This is a genomic window from Streptomyces sp. NPDC058231 (assembly GCF_042882275.1).
Taxonomy (GTDB): Bacteria; Actinomycetota; Actinomycetes; order Streptomycetales; family Streptomycetaceae; genus Streptomyces.
On record NZ_JBHVWN010000014.1, the window covers coordinates 14,095 to 30,196 of the forward strand.

12 protein-coding genes are annotated in these 16,102 nt (G+C 70.5%); 7 read left to right on the plus strand and 5 right to left on the minus strand.

The features are described from left to right. Window positions 1-36: 36 nt before the first annotated feature. The 4 genes from nhaA to ACFVXE_RS12795 form a co-directional block, all read right to left on the minus strand. On the minus strand, window positions 37-1,443 hold the full coding sequence (gene nhaA / locus ACFVXE_RS12780) for a Na+/H+ antiporter NhaA (protein WP_389671153.1): 1,407 nt from the start codon (window positions 1,441-1,443) through the stop codon (window positions 37-39). Window positions 1,444-1,672: 229 nt separating this feature from the next. Beyond that, complete coding sequence (gene acs, locus ACFVXE_RS12785) at window positions 1,673-3,670, minus strand: acetate--CoA ligase (RefSeq protein WP_389671155.1); 1,998 nt, start codon at window positions 3,668-3,670, stop codon at window positions 1,673-1,675. A 167-nt stretch (window positions 3,671-3,837) separates the two neighbouring features. Further along, window positions 3,838-6,771: a SulP family inorganic anion transporter gene (locus tag ACFVXE_RS12790; protein WP_389671157.1), complete on the minus strand. Its 2,934-nt coding sequence runs from the start codon at window positions 6,769-6,771 to the stop codon at window positions 3,838-3,840. 831 nt (window positions 6,772-7,602) lie between these two features. Next, complete coding sequence (locus ACFVXE_RS12795) at window positions 7,603-8,598, minus strand: ATP-binding protein (RefSeq protein WP_389671159.1); 996 nt, start codon at window positions 8,596-8,598, stop codon at window positions 7,603-7,605. 102 nt (window positions 8,599-8,700) lie between these two features. On the opposite strand from ACFVXE_RS12795, the gene ACFVXE_RS12800 reads away from it, so the two are divergent. After that, window positions 8,701-9,525, plus strand: coding sequence for an oxidoreductase (locus ACFVXE_RS12800; RefSeq protein ID WP_389671161.1), 825 nt, complete (start codon window positions 8,701-8,703; stop codon window positions 9,523-9,525). A gap of 590 nt (window positions 9,526-10,115) precedes the next feature. Here the strand turns inward: ACFVXE_RS12800 and ACFVXE_RS12805 are convergent. After that, window positions 10,116-10,955, minus strand: coding sequence for an HAD family hydrolase (locus ACFVXE_RS12805; RefSeq protein WP_389671163.1), 840 nt, complete (start codon window positions 10,953-10,955; stop codon window positions 10,116-10,118). A gap of 567 nt (window positions 10,956-11,522) precedes the next feature. Between ACFVXE_RS12805 and ssd the strand changes: the two genes are divergently transcribed. The 6 genes from ssd to ACFVXE_RS12835 all read left to right on the plus strand — a co-directional run bounded on the left by ssd (window position 11,523) and on the right by ACFVXE_RS12835 (window position 16,095). Next, complete coding sequence (gene ssd / locus ACFVXE_RS12810) at window positions 11,523-12,614, plus strand: septum site-determining protein Ssd (RefSeq protein WP_389671281.1); 1,092 nt, start codon at window positions 11,523-11,525, stop codon at window positions 12,612-12,614. Then, complete coding sequence (locus ACFVXE_RS12815; RefSeq protein WP_389671165.1) at window positions 12,611-13,759, plus strand: TadA family conjugal transfer-associated ATPase; 1,149 nt, start codon at window positions 12,611-12,613, stop codon at window positions 13,757-13,759. The genes ssd and ACFVXE_RS12815 overlap by 4 nt, the downstream gene beginning before the upstream one ends. A gap of 59 nt (window positions 13,760-13,818) precedes the next feature. Further along, a complete protein-coding gene (locus ACFVXE_RS12820; protein ID WP_389671282.1) occupies window positions 13,819-14,613 on the plus strand; it encodes a type II secretion system F family protein in 795 nt (264 codons plus the stop codon). Continuing rightward, window positions 14,610-15,413 carry a type II secretion system F family protein gene (locus ACFVXE_RS12825; protein WP_389671167.1) on the plus strand — a complete coding sequence of 268 codons (804 nt, stop codon included), beginning with the start codon at window positions 14,610-14,612 and terminating at the stop codon, window positions 15,411-15,413. Before ACFVXE_RS12820 ends, ACFVXE_RS12825 begins: the two co-directional genes overlap by 4 nt. A 57-nt stretch (window positions 15,414-15,470) precedes the next feature. Next, window positions 15,471-15,671, plus strand: coding sequence for a DUF4244 domain-containing protein (locus ACFVXE_RS12830; RefSeq protein ID WP_389671169.1), 201 nt, complete (start codon window positions 15,471-15,473; stop codon window positions 15,669-15,671). A 94-nt stretch (window positions 15,672-15,765) separates the two neighbouring features. Beyond that, a complete protein-coding gene (locus tag ACFVXE_RS12835) occupies window positions 15,766-16,095 on the plus strand; it encodes a TadE family type IV pilus minor pilin (protein WP_389671171.1) in 330 nt (109 codons plus the stop codon). Window positions 16,096-16,102: the final 7 nt, after the last annotated feature.

A 16,102-nucleotide genomic window follows, 5' to 3' on the forward strand; every position in this document is an offset into this window, starting at 1 on the left:
CCCTCTCCTGCTCTGCTCAACACATCTGGTGTCAGATCATGCCGGACTGTCCGGCTTGCTGCTCGCTGCCCCCGCCAGTTCGGCAAGGCGGCGGTGTTCCGCTGCCTTCCTCTCGTGCAGCGCGGCCATCCGGAGGTGGTACTCCGGATCGTCCTGTTCGTAGATGTCGGGCACGCCGTCCTCGTCCTCGTCGCGCTCCTCCGCCTCGTACAGCGCCCGGTAAGTACGTACCCGGAGTTTGAGCAGCACACCGGAGAGCGAGGCGGCAATCAGCGACCCCAGCAGTACGGCTGCCTTGATCTCGTTCTCGACGGACGCGTCGCCTTCGAAGGCCAGCTCGCCGATGAGCAGCGAGACGGTGAAGCCGATCCCGGCGAGCGAGGCGACCGCGAAGACGTCCGCCCAGGCCAGGTCCTCGTTCAGTTCCGCCCTGGTGAAGCGGGCGGCCAGCCATGTACCGCCGAAGATGCCGACCGTCTTGCCGACGACGAGCCCCAGCACGACGCCGAGCGTCTCGGGCCGGGTGAAGACATGCGCCAGCGCGTGGCCGGAGAGCGGGACGCCGGCCGAGAAGAGCGCGAACATCGGCACGGCCAGGCCGGCCGACAGCGGGCGTATCAGGTGTTCGATGTGCTCGCCGGGGGAGTGCTCCTCGCCCTCGCGCCGGGTGCAGCGCAGCATCAGGCCCATGGCGGCACCGGCGATGGTGGCGTGGATGCCGCTGTTGTACATCAGGCCCCAGATGACCAGGGCGAGCGGTACGTAGACGTACCAGCCGCGCACGCCGCTGCGCAGCAGGAGAAAGAAGACGGCGAGGCCGACGAAGGCCCCGGCGAGGGCGACGAAGTCGATGTGGTCGGTGAAGAAGATCGCGATGATCAGGATCGCGAACAGGTCGTCGACGACGGCGAGCGTGAGCAGGAAGGCGCGGAGCGCGGACGGCAGGGAGGTGCCGATGACCGCGAGCACGGCGAGCGCGAAGGCGATGTCGGTGGCGGTGGGTACGGCCCAGCCGGCCGTCGAGCCGCCGCCTGTCACGTTCACCAGCGTGTAGACGACGGCCGGCGCGGCCATTCCGCACAGGGCGGCGATGACGGGCAGCGCGGCGGCCTTGGGATCGCGCAGATCACCCGCGACCAGTTCCCGCTTGAGCTCGACGCCCGCGACGAAGAAGAAGACCGCGAGCAGCCCGTCGGCCGCCCAATGCTGCACGGAGAGGTTGAGGCCGAGGGATTCCGGACCGAAGTGGAAGTCGCTGAGGGCCCGGTAGCCGGTGCCGAAGGTGTTCGCCCAGATCAGCGCGGCGATGGCGGCGACCAGCAGGATGACTCCGCCGACGGTCTCGGTTCGCAGGGCGTCCGCGAGGTAGTTCCGCTCAGGGAGGGAGAGGCGCCCGAGAAAAGTGCGGCGGGGTGAAGGGGGGGTGGGGATGGGCGCGGCCACGGGTGGAGACCTCCGGGTCGGTACGGCAGCCACGGCATGGCTGATGCACTTGCCGACCAGACTTCCCGGCACACCCTGTGGAGCATTCTTGTCGTGTTGTTGACGCTGCTGTCACTGTACCGGGGGTGTGCGGGGGCGTATCCAGTGATCTTCACCTTAAATGCCCGAGGGGCACCCGGCGCGTTGCCGGATGCCCCTCGGAGCCGTACGCGTACCGCAGCCCGTCCGGTCAGTCCTCGGAGGCGGACGACGGCAGCTGCGTCTGGATGAGGTCCATCACCGAGGAGTCGGTGAGCGTGGTGACGTCGCCCAGCTCACGGTTCTCGGCGACATCGCGCAGCAGACGCCGCATGATCTTGCCGGAGCGGGTCTTCGGCAGTTCGGCCACCGGCAGGACCCGCTTCGGCTTGGCGATCGGGCCGAGGGTGGCGCCGACGTGGTTGCGCAGGTCCACGACGAGCTCGTCGGAGGCGGACGCCGTACCGCGCAGGATCACGAACGCGACGATGGCCTGGCCGGTCGTCTCGTCGGCCGCGCCGACCACGGCGGCCTCGGCGACCGACGGGTGCGACACGAGTGCCGATTCGACCTCGGTGGTCGAGATGTTGTGCCCGGACACGAGCATCACGTCGTCGACCCGGCCGAGCAGCCAGATATCGCCGTCCTCGTCCTTCTTCGCACCGTCACCCGCGAAGTACTTGCCCTCGAAGCGCGACCAGTACGTGTCGATGAAGCGCTGGTCGTCGCCCCAGATGGTGCGGAGCATCGACGGCCACGGCTCGGTGAGGACCAGATAGCCGCCCCCGCCGTTCCCCACCTCGTTGGCTTCGTCGTCGACGACGGTGGCGGAGATGCCGGGCAGGGCGTGCTGCGCGGAACCGGGCTTTGTCTCCGTGACGCCGGGGAGCGGCGAGATCATCATCGCGCCGGTCTCGGTCTGCCACCAGGTGTCCACGATCGGGCACGTGTCGGCCCCGATGTGCTTGCGGTACCAGATCCACGCCTCGGGGTTGATCGGCTCACCGACCGAACCGAGGACCCGCAGGGACGACAGGTCGAACTTGGCGGGGATGTCGTCCCCCCACTTCATGAACGTACGGATCGCGGTCGGCGCCGTGTAGAGGATCGTGACGCCGTACTTCTGCACGATCTCCCAGAAACGCCCCTGGTGAGGAGTGTCGGGCGTGCCCTCGTACATCACCTGCGTCGCGCCGTTGGCCAGCGGGCCGTAGACGATGTACGAGTGTCCGGTGACCCAGCCGATGTCGGCGGTGCACCAGTAGACATCGGTCTCCGGCTTGAGGTCGAAGACCGCGTTGTGGGTGTACGCCGCCTGCGTCAGGTAACCGCCCGACGTGTGCAGGATGCCCTTCGGCTTACCCGTCGTGCCCGAGGTGTAGAGGATGAAGAGCGGCTGCTCCGCCTCGAACGCCTCGGGAGTGTGCTCGGCGGACTGGCGTCCGGTGATCTCGTGCCACCAGACGTCGCGTCCCTCGGTCCAGGCGGTGTCCTGGCCGGTGCGCTGCACCACGACGACGTGCTCGACGCTGTCGATGCGGGAGACCGCGTCGTCGACCGCCGGCTTCAGCGCGGACGGCTTGCCCCGGCGGTAGCCGCCGTCGGCGGTGATGACGACCTTGGCGTCCGCGTCCTGGATGCGGGCGGCGATGGCGTCTGCGGAGAAGCCGCCGAAGACCACCGAGTGCGCGGCCCCGATGCGGGCGCAGGCCAGCATGGCGACAGCGGCCTCGGGGATCATCGGCAGATAGACGGCGACCCGGTCGCCCTTGCCGACACCCAGCTCGGTGAGGGCGTTGGCGGCGCGTGAGACCTCGTCCTTCAGCTCCGCGTAGGTGATCGCGCGGCTGTCGCCGGGCTCACCCTCGAAGTGGATGGCGACCCGGTCGCCGTTGCCCGCCTCGACATGACGGTCGACGCAGTTGTACGCGACGTTCAGTTTGCCGTCCGCGAACCACTTCGCGAAGGGCGGGTTGCTCCAGTCGAGCGTCTCGGTCGGCTCCTTGGCCCAGGTCAGGCGCCGGGCCTGCTCGGCCCAGAAGCCCAGCCGGTCCGCCCCGGCCTGCTCGTACGCCTCCGCTGTGACGTTGGCGTTCGCGGCCAGATCGGCAGGCGGTGCGAACCGCCGCTCCTCCTTGAGCAGATTGGCCAGGCTTTCGTTGCTCACGACATCTCCCATTCCCAGGGTGTCCGTTGTGTCCCGGGGCATAGCTCATCAGGCCAGCGGCCAGGTGACAAGTGTCTGCCGGGAATTGGTTTAGACCTGTGCCTTCGTGTATGGAGGCGCGATCCCGCTTCCGCCGGCAGGTGCGGGTGAAGCGCGGTGCAGTGCGGAAGCAGGACCACAAGGTCTCACGGACCCGAGATGAGTGGGGTTCAGCCGCGGGTACGTTCCAACTCGTCGGAGCCGAAGGGGCCGCCCGGATCGCCGGGATGGCCGGGACGGGCGAGGTGGTACGGAACGGAGGGCCGGTAAGGGTGGGTGGGGCCGTACTGCCCGGCGGACGGATACGGGTCGGTGGGGCTGTGCGGTTCACCGGGGCCCACCTGGTCGAAGACCTCGTCGATCCCGGTGCCGGCGCTCGCGTCCTCGGTCAGCAGATACGCCTGGGCCTCGCCCACATGGAAGTACATCCCATGGAGTTGCAGTGTGCCGTCGGCGAGCCGCCGCGCCACCGATTCGTGGGCCCGCAGATGGTCCAGCTGTTGGACCACATTGGTGAGGCAGAGCTGCTCCACCGCATCGGCCGGCAGCCGGCCGGCGATCCGCGCCCGGGCATGGTCGCGGGAGGCCATCCGCGCCAGGCTCGGCAGACCGTGCCGCAGCCACCGCCACAGGGACGTCTGCGGGGTGTCCGGCTTCGCGCCGAGCAGAGCCTGCATCGCGCCGCAGCCGGAGTGGCCGCAGACGGTGATGGACTCCACCTTCAGTACGTCCACCGCGTACTCGATCGCGGCGCCCACCGAGTCGTCACCGGCTTCCGAGTCCGGCGGGGGCACCAGATTGCCGACGTTCCGCACGGTGAAGAGATCGCCCGGACCGCTGGCCGTGATCATGCTCGTGACCAGACGGGAGTCGGCGCAGGTGATGAAGAGCTGGGAGGGACGCTGTCCCTCCCGGGCCAACCGGGCCAATTCGTCCCGCACCAGAGGCGCCGTATTGCGCTGGAACGAGCTCAGCCCACTGGCCAGACGGTGTGCGCCGGTCCGGCGCGGAGTGCCGCATGTCGTCGGGGCGCCGCCGGGCCGGGCGCCTGCGCCCGGAGAGGTGCCGGTGGCGGCATCAGGGGCGATTCCTGGGGAGCCGCCCGAGGTGGTCGTGGCGTCTGTCGCGTCGGTCATGGTGTCGGCCGCCGTGGGGTCGGTTGTTCGGTGGTGGTGGTCGGAGCCGGAACTTCCGGCGCTGGAGCGGGAGTCGTGGCCGGGAGCAGACGTAGGAGTGGGAGCGGAGGCGGTGTCGGCCGGGCCGTGCACGGTGCCGGTGGAATGGTGCCCGGCCGTCATGGGCCGGACATCGCTGTCGTGGGCGTGGGCGTGGGCGTGGGCGTGGGCGTGGTCGGCGTTCGCCGCCTCGGGCCGGTCATGGCAGTGGTGGTTGCGCCACGGTGTCCAGGGGCGGCAGCAGGAGTGGGCCGCCGAGGCCGGCTCGGCGATCCTGCCGCCCGATCTGCCGGTGAAGACGACCCGGCCGCCATGGGCGCTCTGGGCGTTGCTCCAGTCCTGGATCGTCTCGTACGCCGCGTGGTCCATGAAGAAGCCGTCCAGCTCGACGACCGCGTCCTCGCCTGGGGGGAGCTGACCGAGCGTCCGGCTGAGACGCGGTACCGCGAGGAACGTCAACTGGCCGCGTACGACGACCAGATGCTGCCCGTTCTGATGTGTCACCGTGATCCGGGTCCTGGTCAGCCGGTGCAGGGCGACGGCGACGGCCACCACGATCCCGATGACCACGCCCTTCAGTACGCCGAAGACCACCACGCCGGTGATCGTCGCCGCGTACACCGGGAATTCGCGGTGCCTGTGGACATTGCGGATATGGGCGAAGCTGACCATCTGGATGCCGACCATCATCACCAGCGCGGCGAGGGCGGACAGCGGGATCCGCTCCAGGACCGCGACCAGCAGTCCGGTGGCGAGCAGGACCCAGACGCCGTGCAGCACGGTGGCGGCGCGACCGGTGGCCCCGGCCCGTACGTTCGCCGAGCTCCGCACCGCGCCGCCGGACACCGCCAACCCGCCCAGCAGCCCGGACAGGACATTGGAGACGCCCTGGCCGCGCAGCTCGCGGTCGAGGTCGGAGCGCTTGGCCGGCAGGGCGGGGACCGTGGACCGGTCGGGCGGTGCGGCAGGCGTTCCGGTGCCGGCCTGCCTCGTACCGTCGGTCCGGGTGTCGGAGCCGACCACGGCCGGCCCGGTGGCGCGGTCGGCGGCCAGCTTGTCCACCGCGACCGCGGCGAGCAGCGATTCGAGGCTGGCGACCAGCATCACCGTGAACACGGCGGTGGCCAGGCCGGGTACGGAGCCCTGAGGCAGTTCGGGCAGCGCATGGGAGTCCCAGGAGGGCAGTTCGACCCGGGCGATCCCGGGCGCAGCGGCCGCTGCCACAGCCGTCGCGATCGCCACCGAGGCGAGGGCTGCCGGGATCCGTCTCACCGACCGCCCGATCCGCCCTGGGAGCCGTGGCCACATCATCAGGATCGCGATGGTCAGCCCACCGATGAGCGGGGCCGCCGGGCTCAGCCGGCCCAATTGGTCCGGCAGCGCGAAGGCGTTGGCGACGGCTGAGCTCTGAGGTGAGCCGCCGAGCACGATGTGCAGCTGGGCGAGAGCGATGGCGACGCCGATGCCGGCCAGGGTGCCGTGAACGATGGCGGGGCTGACGGCGAGAGCGCTGCGTGCCGCTCGCAGTGAGCCGAGCAGGATCTGCAGCAGACCGGCGCCGACGGTGATCGCGCAGGTGGTGCGCCAGCCGTAGACCTGGATCAACTCGGCTGTCACCACGGTCAGTCCGGCCGACGGGCCGCTGACCTGGAGAGGCGTGCCGCCGAGCAGTCCGGCGACGATGCCGCCGATGGCGGCGGAGATGAGTCCGGCCTCCAGCGGGGCGTCCATGGCGACGGCGAGGCCGAGCGACATGGGGATGGCGATGAGAAAGACAGTGATCGATGCGGACAGATCGGCGCCCGCGATACGGAGTCGTCCGCGCGGGCGCGGTGGTGGCGGGCTGTGGGGGCGCTTGATTCCAGAGTCGCTGGATGGGCGCGAACTGCGGGATGTGTGGTCATGACGAGTGGGGACGCAGGCAGGCATATTCCCGTCTCCTCCGGGGCAGCGCGGTCGCGGAACGTGGGTGGCGCGGCCGTGGGTCACGGCGTGCAGCGGCGGGATTTCTCAACTCTCGGTAAACAGATCGTAATGGAGAGTAAAGTTCTGTGTCCATGTTTTAGAGCAAATGGCCGGGTTCATCACTCGTTCAAGTGAATAAGTATCTTTTCATTTGGTTTATGATGCCGATTTTTTCGGAGGTGCAGTGCGTGTGGCTGACACCTTGGCCGCGGCCATAGCGCCGTATGTCGCGCAAATTATCCGAAAATTTGCTCTCCGCTCCGCATTCCGGTGCGGTTCCGCCCCTTCCCGGGTGTGGGTGTCCGAGAGTGCGTTCCGGTGTCGGTGATGGCTCGACGAGGACACGCGGGGCGCCTCGGATCGCTAGTTGCGCCGGGGCGAGCAGCTGCGCAGCGGCCGGATCCAGGTCCGCGGCCGGGCATGTGAAGGGAGCCGCGCGCCGGTGAGAGGGTCTTCGGCGGCGGTGGGTGCGTCGTCTCATTCCGGCAGTCCGTCGACGGCTGGACGCCCGGGAGTCGACGACGCCGGCCGAGCTGAGGGTGCCCGGCGCAGGCCATGGCCGGAGGAGGGCTGGGCGTCCTGACCCGGTGCCGTGGCCTCCGGTTCGGTCCGGACCTCTGGCGCGCGGCACGGGTTCCCGGCAGATCCGACGCGAAGCCGGCTGATACTGCTGCCCTCCGACCCGCCGGTCGCCGCGGTGCGGGGCGACCGGCCGGATCAAGGGACCGGACCCTGGGGCCGGGGGCAAAGTCAGGAAGGCGCGACTTCAGGGCGCCGGGCGGTGGAATGGCCGCATCACGCGGGCTGAGCTGCGCCGAGATGTGCACACCGCTCGTCGAGTACGAAGGCCGGGTCGACCTGGGCGGCCAGGTCGGCGCCGGTCTTCTCGTTCCCCCAGCTCTCCGCGTTCCTCAGGTGGAAGTGCACCATCTGCCGCGTGTAGCGGTCCCAGTCGCGCAGCTCGTACGAATCCTCTGCCGCGTTCTGGAGGGCCTGCAGGGCCATCCGGTTGTCCGCCTCCAGCAGTTCGAAACGGGCTGGACGGCCTTTCTCCATGGCCCGGACCCAGTCGGAGTGGCCGACTGTGACCAGCAGGTCGTCGCCGACCTCGGCCCGCAAGAAGTCCACGTCGTCCTGGCCCTGCACCTTGTTGCCGACGACTTTCAGGGCCACTCCGAAGTCCCGGGCGTACTCCTTGTACTGCCGGTAGACCGAGACCCCCTTGCGCGTCGGTTCGGCGATCAGGAACGTCATGTCGAAGCGGGTGAACATGCCGGACGCGAACGAATCCGAACCGGCCGTCATGTCGACGACCACGTACTCGTCGGGGCCGTCGACGAGATGGTTGAGGCACAGCTCGACCGCGCCGACCTTGGAGTGGTAGCACGCCACCCCGAGATCCGATTCGGTGAACGGCCCGGTGGCCATAAGCCGGATCTCCCCGTCGTCCAGCCCGACCGTCCGGGCGCACGCGTCGTAGACCGGGTTGTCCTCGCGGACCCGCAGCAGCCGTGAGCCCTCGCCCGGCGGAGTCGTCTTGATCATCGTCTCCGCCGAAGCGATACGGGGATTGCTGCCCCGCAGGTACTCCTTGATCAGAGGCAGATGCGCACCCAGGGCGGGCAGCGCCGCAGCCTCCTCCTCGTCGAGGCCCAGCGCGGCCCCGAGGTGCTGGTTGATGTCGGCGTCCACTGCGACGACATGGGCTTCATTGGCAGCGAGGTGGCGGATGAAGAGCGAGGACAACGTGGTCTTGCCGCTGCCGCCCTTCCCTACGAAAGCGATCTTCATGTTCACCTAGGGTAGCGGTCCGATTGCTGTGTGCTGTCGAACTTCGTGAAGAAGGCCACTCCGGGGCAGCAAGGGTGTAGGGGACGCGTAGCCTCGCTACTTATGAGTACGACTGCCTCAGATCCGCTCGCCGCCCTCGGTTCGCTGCCGGGGGTCACCGACGCGGTGGACTCCGTACGCAAGGCCGTCGACCGGGTCTACGGTCACCGTGTCATGCGCCGCCGCAGCAACGAGGTCACCGCGGAGGCGGCGCTGCGCGGCGCACGCGGCTCTGCTGCGCTGTCCGGCGCCGACTGGAATCTTGAGGAGGTGCGCCGGCGCACCGACTTCAGCGGTGACGGCGAGTCCCAGGTGATCGGTGCTGCCCTCCGGCTCACCGCGGAGGCCGGTCAACTGCTCTCCATCTGGCGTCAGTCGCCGCTGCGGGTCCTTGCCCGGCTGCATCTGGTGGCGGCCGGCGGGGCAGCGCCCGAGGAGTCGGTCGGCCGCCCCCGGCTCGCGGGCGAACCGGTGGACGAACCGCTGATCGAAGCGCCGCTTCCGGATGCCGACGAGGTGGCCGGACGTCTGGAGGGGCTCTCCGGCCTGATCCTTTCGGGCAGCGCGGCCCCCGCGCTCGTGACGGCTGCCGTCGTGCACGGCGAACTGCTGGCACTGCGCCCGTTCGGTGCGTACAACGGGCTGGTCGCACGCACTGCCGAACGGATCGTGCTGATCGGGAGCGGACTCGACCCGAAGTCGATCTGCCCGGCCGAGGTCGGGCACGCGGAACTGGGCCGGGCGGCGTACGTCGCGGCGTTCGACGGCTACCTCTCGGGGACGCCCGACGGTATGGCCGCTTGGATCGCGCACTGCGGGCGCGCGGTCGAGCTGGGGGTCAGGGAGTCGACGGCGGTCTGCGAAGCGCTTCAGCGCGGGGCCGCGTAGCCGCCTGCTGTACCGAAGTGGGCGCGCCGTCCTTCGTTGGGGCTGCTCGTTCCTTCGATCCTGCCGGTGCCGATCCTGCGGGTGTCCGGGAGCACGCCAACTCGGCTCGGGGTTCAAAAGGGTTGCGGCGGTACCGTCCTCGGTACCGCCGCTGGCATGTCCACCCAGTTACCAGGCGTCCTCGAAACTTGCCCATCAGGTCGGGAACTCAGCCCGTCACCTGGTGCGGCTGGCCCGTAATCGACGGGTCGACGTCGCGTGGGTGCTCGGTTTCCATGCTCGGTCCGTGGGGCCATCTCTGCGTTATCAGGTAATCCTTTCGGATGTCCTTGGTCTCGCGGGCCGTTGAGTCCTTTGTACTCCTGAGCCGCGGTAAGCGGTAGTGCTGGCCAAACTTCTTTACTTTTGCTTTCAAATATGGACATTTTGGATAAAGGGTCCGGGTTGAAATCCGGCCCCTCGGGGCGGTGCGGCTGGGTGGGCGGGCAGGGTCGGGTGCGGGTTCCTCCGTCTCCGGGGCGGGCCCCGTGCGTTCCGGGTGTGCACGCCCGGAACACACGGCTCGGCAACTTTGCCCTGGTTGCCTGATGTCAGGCGGATGCCGCGGCTGCGCGCCGGCGTGAGGTGTACCAGACCAGTCCTGCGGTGAGGGCGGCCGCACCCACCGCCGCCGCGGCGACGAGCGCCGGGCGCGGTGGCATCGACAGTGTGGGCAGTCGTTGCTTGAGCCGGACCGGGCGGTCGAAGACGAGAATCGGCCATTCCCGAAGTGTCGCTTCGCGTCGCAGCGCACGGTCCGGATTGACCGCGTGCGGGTGGCCGACGGACTCCAGCATCGGTACATCGGTCGCGGAGTCGCTGTAGGCGTAGCAGCGCGAGAGGTCGTAGCCCTCGGACACGGCGAGCGACTTGACCGCCTCGGCCTTTGTCGGCCCGTATGCGTAGTACTCCACCTCGCCGGTGAAGCAGCCGTCGTCACCGACGACCATTCGGGTGGCCACGACCCGGTCGGCGCCGAGCAGTTCGCCGATCGGCTCGACCACCTCGGCGCCCGAGGTGGAGACGATGACCACATCGCGTCCGGCGGTGTGATGCTCCTCGATGAGGGTCGCCGCCTCGTCGTAGATGATCGGGTCGATCAGATCGTGCAGTGTCTCGGCGACGATTTCCTTCACCTGCTGGACGTTCCAGCCCTTGCAGAGCGCGGAGAGATATTCGCGCATCCGCTCCATCTGGTCGTGATCGGCGCCCCCGGCGAGGAACACGAACTGTGCGTACGCGGTGCGCAGTACGGCACGGCGGTTGATCAGTCCGCCTTGGTAGAAGGACTTGCTGAAGGTCAGAGTCGATGACTTCGCAATGACCGTCTTGTCCAGGTCGAAGAAGGCTGCTGTGCGCGGCAAGGAGTGGTTTTCCACAAGGCAGAGCATAGGGGCCCACCATTCGGCGTAAACTCTGGCGCGTGGGTTTGCCTGAGAAGGCTCTCGGGTACACCATGGAAGTCACGGATCGTTCGCGACCGTGCTAACCCGGTCCGACTCCTCCCCCCCCGAGTCGGCCGTGGGGACGACCCCCGCTCTCCCCCCCGGCGGGGGTCGTCGCATGTCCGGACGCGTTTCTGCCGTTCGGAATCACTCATTCTTCCTCCTTCTCGGCCGCGACGGCCCACTTTTCCCGATGTCTCGCACCACTCTGTCCCGTCACAGTGTGTAACTGGAGCGCCGCTCTCCGGAAGTCGCTGGTTTGAGTGACCGAGATATTCACAACGGTGGAGTTGTCCACAGTTTTTGAGCAAGATCCACACGATTTTCCGAAGCGCTGCACGGTGATTCCACCCGCGAAGTCCGCGGGTTCCGGAAATCGCCGATCTCGGAACGCTCCGAGATCGCCGCGAAACCGTGGTGAAGGTGGAGTGGGAAGGGGCGGAGAACGTGGCTGAATCCATCGCACGAGATCGTCTGCCGGTCGCCGGGGAGCGGCGGAGCGGACCGCTGATCGTGACCGAAGACGTGGATCTGCTCGATGATCTGCTGCGGCTGTGCGCGGCCGCCGGGGCGGAGCCCGAGGTGCACCACGCTCTGCCCGAGGGCAGAGGCGGCTGGGAGCGGGCTCCGATGGTCCTGGTGGGTGACGACGCGGCTCTGCGGTGCCGCGGAGCCGTGCGCAGGCGGGGCGTGATGCTCGTAGGGCACGACCAGGACACCCCGGACGTCTGGCGGCGGGCAGTGGAGATCGGGGCGGAGCATGTGCTGCGGCTGCCCGACGCGGAGAGCTGGCTGGTGGATCAGATCGCCAACGCGGCCGAAGGGGTGGGCCGCCCGGCCCTCACGGTGGGAGTGATCGGCGGGAGAGGCGGTGCCGGCGCGTCGACACTTGCCTGCGCACTCGCCCTGGCCTCGGCGAGGGCGGGGCGACGGACCCTGCTCATCGACGGCGACCCGCTGGGCGGTGGCATCGATGTGCTGCTCGGCGGCGAGCGGGCGGAAGGGATGAGATGGCCGGATTTCGCTCATTCCAAAGGGCGGTTGGGCGGCGGCGCGCTGGAGGAGTCCCTGCCCGCGCTGCATGGACTGCGGGTGCTCAGTTGGGGCCGTGACGACTGGGTGACCATTCCGGCGCAGGCCATGGAAGCGGTGCTGGCGGCCGCGCGCAGGCTCGGCGGGGTGGTGGTCGTCGATCTGCCTCGCCGGGTCGACGAGCCGGTGGCCGAGGCGCTGGCGCAGCTGGATCTCGGACTGCTCGTGGTCCCGGGCGAGCTGCGGGCGGTCGCCGCCGCGAAGCGGGTGGCGTCGATGGCCGGGATGGTCCTGGACGATCTGCGGGTCGTGGCACGCGGCCCCTATGCGGCGGGCCTGGACGGGCGTTGGGTCGCCCGGGCGCTCGACCTGCCGCTCGCCGGTGAACTCCCCGTGGAATCAGGGCTGCTGGGGGCGCAGGACAGTGGTGTGCCGCCCGGCTCCGGTAGTCGCGGGCCGCTGTCCAGATTCTGTACGGCCTTCTGGGAACAGGCACTTGCCGGCGGAGGCGTCGGAGAGGGCGGCGGATCCGGTGGGGGCGTCGGACGTCTCGGCGGGGGAGGTGTGTCATGACCGATGCCCTTCTCGATGCCGTGCGGCAACGGCTGGCGCAGAGCGGTGCCGCACCGACCCCGGCCGGGGTGGCGGCCGCGCTGCGCGCCCAGGGCAGGTTGCTCGGTGACACCGAAGTGCTGGGCGCGGCGGAGGAGTTGCGCGGCGAACTGGTCGGCACCGGGGTGCTGGAGCCGCTTCTTGCCGATCCGGCGGTGACCGACGTTCTCGTGTCCGCCCCGGACCGGGTGTGGGTTGACCGGGGCTGCGGGCTCGAACTCACCGGGGTGACCTTCCGGGACGCCCCCGCGGTGCGCAGGCTTGCACAACGGCTCGCGGCGGTGGCGGGACGCCGACTTGACGACGCCCGGCCCTGGGTGGACGCCCGGTTGCCGGACGGGACCCGTATGCATGCGGTGCTGCCGCCGGTCTCCGTCGGCTCCACCTGCCTGTCGCTGCGGGTGGTGCGCCCCAGGGCGTTCTCGCTGGCGGAACTGGTCGAGGCGGGGACCGTGCCGCCGGGTGGTGACAGGGTGCTGCGGGCGCTGGTCGAGGCCCGGGTCTCGTACCTGATCAGTGGTGGGACCGGGGCGGGGAAGACCACGTTGCTGTCGAGCCTGCTGGGCGTTGTCGGGGAGTGGGAACGGATCGTGCTCGCCGAGGACTCGGCGGAACTGCGGCCGGACCATCCGCACGTGGTGCGTCTGGAGTCCCGCCCCGCAAACCAGGAGGGGGCCGGGCAGGTGACCCTCCGGGACCTGGTGCGGCAGGCGTTGCGGATGCGGCCCGACCGGCTGGTGGTCGGAGAGGTGCGCGGTGCCGAGGTCACCGAGTTGCTGGCCGCCTTGAACACCGGCCACGAGGGCGGGTGCGGGACGGTTCACGCCAATGCGGCCGAGCACGTCCCGGCCCGGCTGGAGGCGTTGGGCACGGCGGCCGGTCTCGACCGGGTGGCGCTGCACAGCCAGTTGGCGGCGGCATTGTCGGTGGTGGTCCATCTCGTACGGGACCGGGCCGGGCTGCGGCGCCTCGCCGAGGTGCAGGTCCTGGAGCGGGACGCGGCCGGGTTGGTTGTGACCGTTCCGGCGCTTCGGTGGGGCGGTGACGGGTTCGTCCGCGAGCGGGGCTGGGGGCGGCTGCGGTCGCTGACCGGAGGTGCGCTGTGACGGCGCCGGAGTGTGTGACGTACGCGTCCGCCGTGTGCGCGGGGGCTGCGGCCTGGCTGATGGTCGGGCAAGGCCCCGGGCGGGCACGGTTGTTGTTCGTGGACGGGGCGGCGGAACCGGGGCCGCGGATCGGCCGGGAGCGGGTCCGGGCATGGTGCCGGGTGGTGTTCCGGGAGCGCCGGGAGTGGTTGTGTCTGCCGGTGGCGCTGGTGCTCGCCGTGCTGGGGGAGTCCGTCCTGCCCCTGGTCGCGGGCGTGGTGGCAGTGCCCCTGGTGCGGCGGTGGCTGCGGAAGCGGGCAGGGAGGCAGGAGCGGGAGCGTCGGGCGGACGCAGTGGTGGCGCTCTGCGGCGCGGTGGTGGGCGAGCTCCGGGCCGGGCATGAGCCGGGACAGGCGTTGCTGGTCGCGGTGCGTGGGGCGGCGGCGATGGACGTGGCGGAAGCCGCGGTGTCGGCTGCCGCGCGGTTCGGCGGCGATGTGCCGGGGGCGCTCGGGCAGGCGGCGCGCGAGCCGGGCCTGGAAGGGCTTGCCGGGGTGGCGGCCTGCTGGCGGGTGGCTGTGGCCGGCGGAGCCGGTCTGGCGGCCGGGCTCGACCGCCTGGAGGGCGCGCTGCGTGCCGAGCGGCGTCGGCGGGAGGAGTTGCGGGCGCAGCTGGCGGGCGCCTGGTCGACGGTGGCGGTGCTGGCGCTGTTGCCGGTGCTGGGTCTGGGGCTGGGGGCGGCGCTCGGCGCGGATCCGTTTCGGGTGCTCCTGCACACTCCGGCCGGGCTGGCCTGCCTCGTCGCGGGCGCACTGCTGGAGACGGCCGGTCTCTGCTGGGCCGGCCGGATCGTACGGGCGGGGGAGGCGGTGTGAGCGCGGTGGCCGGTGGGGTTGCGGGAGTCGTCCACGGACCGGGGCTCTCGGGAGCGGCCCTGGGTGTCGTTGTCTGCGTGGCCCTCTCGCTGGCCGGGCGGAGGCGTGAGCGGATGGTGCGCCGCCGGGGCGAGGCGCTGCTGGCGGTCGGAACCGCGAAGCGGCGGCGCGGGAGCCCGGTCTCCGTGGCCCGGGCGCGTGAGTGGGCGGCGCCGCTGGGCGCTGTCGTGACGGGCTGGATCCTCGTCGGGGGGCCGTGGGGGTGCGCGGCCGGACTGGCGGGGGCGTACGGAACGTGGCGGTGGCTGCGGGCGCGGCGACGGCGCATACCTGCGGTTTCCGCGGTGGACGCCGCCGAGACCGCACGCGGGCTGCCGTTGGCTGCCGACCTGTTGGCCGCCTGCATCTCGGCCGGCGCCGGCCCTGGGGAGGCGGCGGAGGCGGTCGGGGAATCACTGGGCGGTCCGATCGGCGAACGGCTTGCGCGGACCGCGGCGGAGATCCGGCTGGGGGGTGAACCTGCTGTGTCCTGGGGGAGGTTCGGCGAGCTGCCGGGTGCCGGTGCGCTGGCCCGCTGTCTGGACCGGGCGGGTTCGACGGGCGCTCCGGCGGCGGAGCCGGTGGCCCGGTTGGCCGAGGCGATGCGGGCCGAACGTTCGAGTGCGGCCGCGGCGCGCGCCCAGCGGGCCGGGGTCCTGATCACAGCGCCGGTGGGGCTGTGTTTTCTGCCCGCCTTCCTGGCCGTCGGGGTGGCGCCCGTGGTCATCGGTCTGGCGGCCGGTCTGCTGCACGCCGGTTGATCGCGAAGTAACGAAAAGTATCTATTCGGTAGAGATGGAAAATTTGCGGGGGCTGAAATGGCACAACGAATGATGGGCTGGATGCGAGGCGTGATCCGCCGGGCCCGCTCGGATGGCGGAATGACTACATCCGAGTACGCGGTGGGGACGATCGCGGCCTGCGCGTTGGCGGCGGTGCTCTACAAGGTGGTCACCAGTGCGCCCGTCGTGGCGGCGCTGCAGTCGGTCATCACGGGCGCGCTCGATGCGAAGGCCTGAGGGGAGCACCGGGAGCGGGGCCGGTGGCAAGGGCAGGGCCGGCCGGGGCGGTGGCGGAGGCGCAGGCCGTGCCGGGGGAGGCGACCGGGGCGCGGTGACGGCCGAGGCGGCGATGGTGATCCCGGCGCTGGTGCTGTTCGCCCTGGCCCTGCTCTGGGCGCTGATGGCCGCCTGCGCCCAGATCCGTTGCGTGGATGCGGCGAGGGCCGGGGCGAGGGCGGCGGCGCGGTCCGAACCGGAGGCGCAGGTGGTTGCGGTCGCTCGTTCGGCGGCACCCGACGGAGCCCGGATCGCGGTGGAACGGGCCGGGGAGCTGTGGCGGGTACGGGTGACGGCACCGATGCCCGGACCCGGCCCGCTGTCCCTGACGCTGAGAGCGGACGCGGCTGCGTCGGCCGAGGACCTGGTGGAGGCGGAGCCGTGACGGGGGC

What these genes read in the sequence shown, in the direction of transcription:
- ACFVXE_RS12805 (WP_389671163.1), bottom strand. Translation starts at nt 10,955, where the DNA reads ATGCTCTGCCTTGTGGAAAACCACTCCTTGCCGCGCACAGCAGCCTTC.
- acs (WP_389671155.1), bottom strand. Translation starts at nt 3,670, where the DNA reads ATGCCCCGGGACACAACGGACACCCTGGGAATGGGAGATGTCGTGAGC.
- ACFVXE_RS12790 (WP_389671157.1), bottom strand. Translation starts at nt 6,771, where the DNA reads ATGCCTGCCTGCGTCCCCACTCGTCATGACCACACATCCCGCAGTTCG.
- ACFVXE_RS12830 (WP_389671169.1), top strand. Translation starts at nt 15,471, where the DNA reads ATGGCACAACGAATGATGGGCTGGATGCGAGGCGTGATCCGCCGGGCC.
- ACFVXE_RS12820 (WP_389671282.1), top strand. Translation starts at nt 13,819, where the DNA reads ATGGTCGGGCAAGGCCCCGGGCGGGCACGGTTGTTGTTCGTGGACGGG.
- ACFVXE_RS12815 (WP_389671165.1), top strand. Translation starts at nt 12,611, where the DNA reads ATGACCGATGCCCTTCTCGATGCCGTGCGGCAACGGCTGGCGCAGAGC.
- ACFVXE_RS12795 (WP_389671159.1), bottom strand. Translation starts at nt 8,598, where the DNA reads ATGAAGATCGCTTTCGTAGGGAAGGGCGGCAGCGGCAAGACCACGTTG.
- ACFVXE_RS12800 (WP_389671161.1), top strand. Translation starts at nt 8,701, where the DNA reads ATGAGTACGACTGCCTCAGATCCGCTCGCCGCCCTCGGTTCGCTGCCG.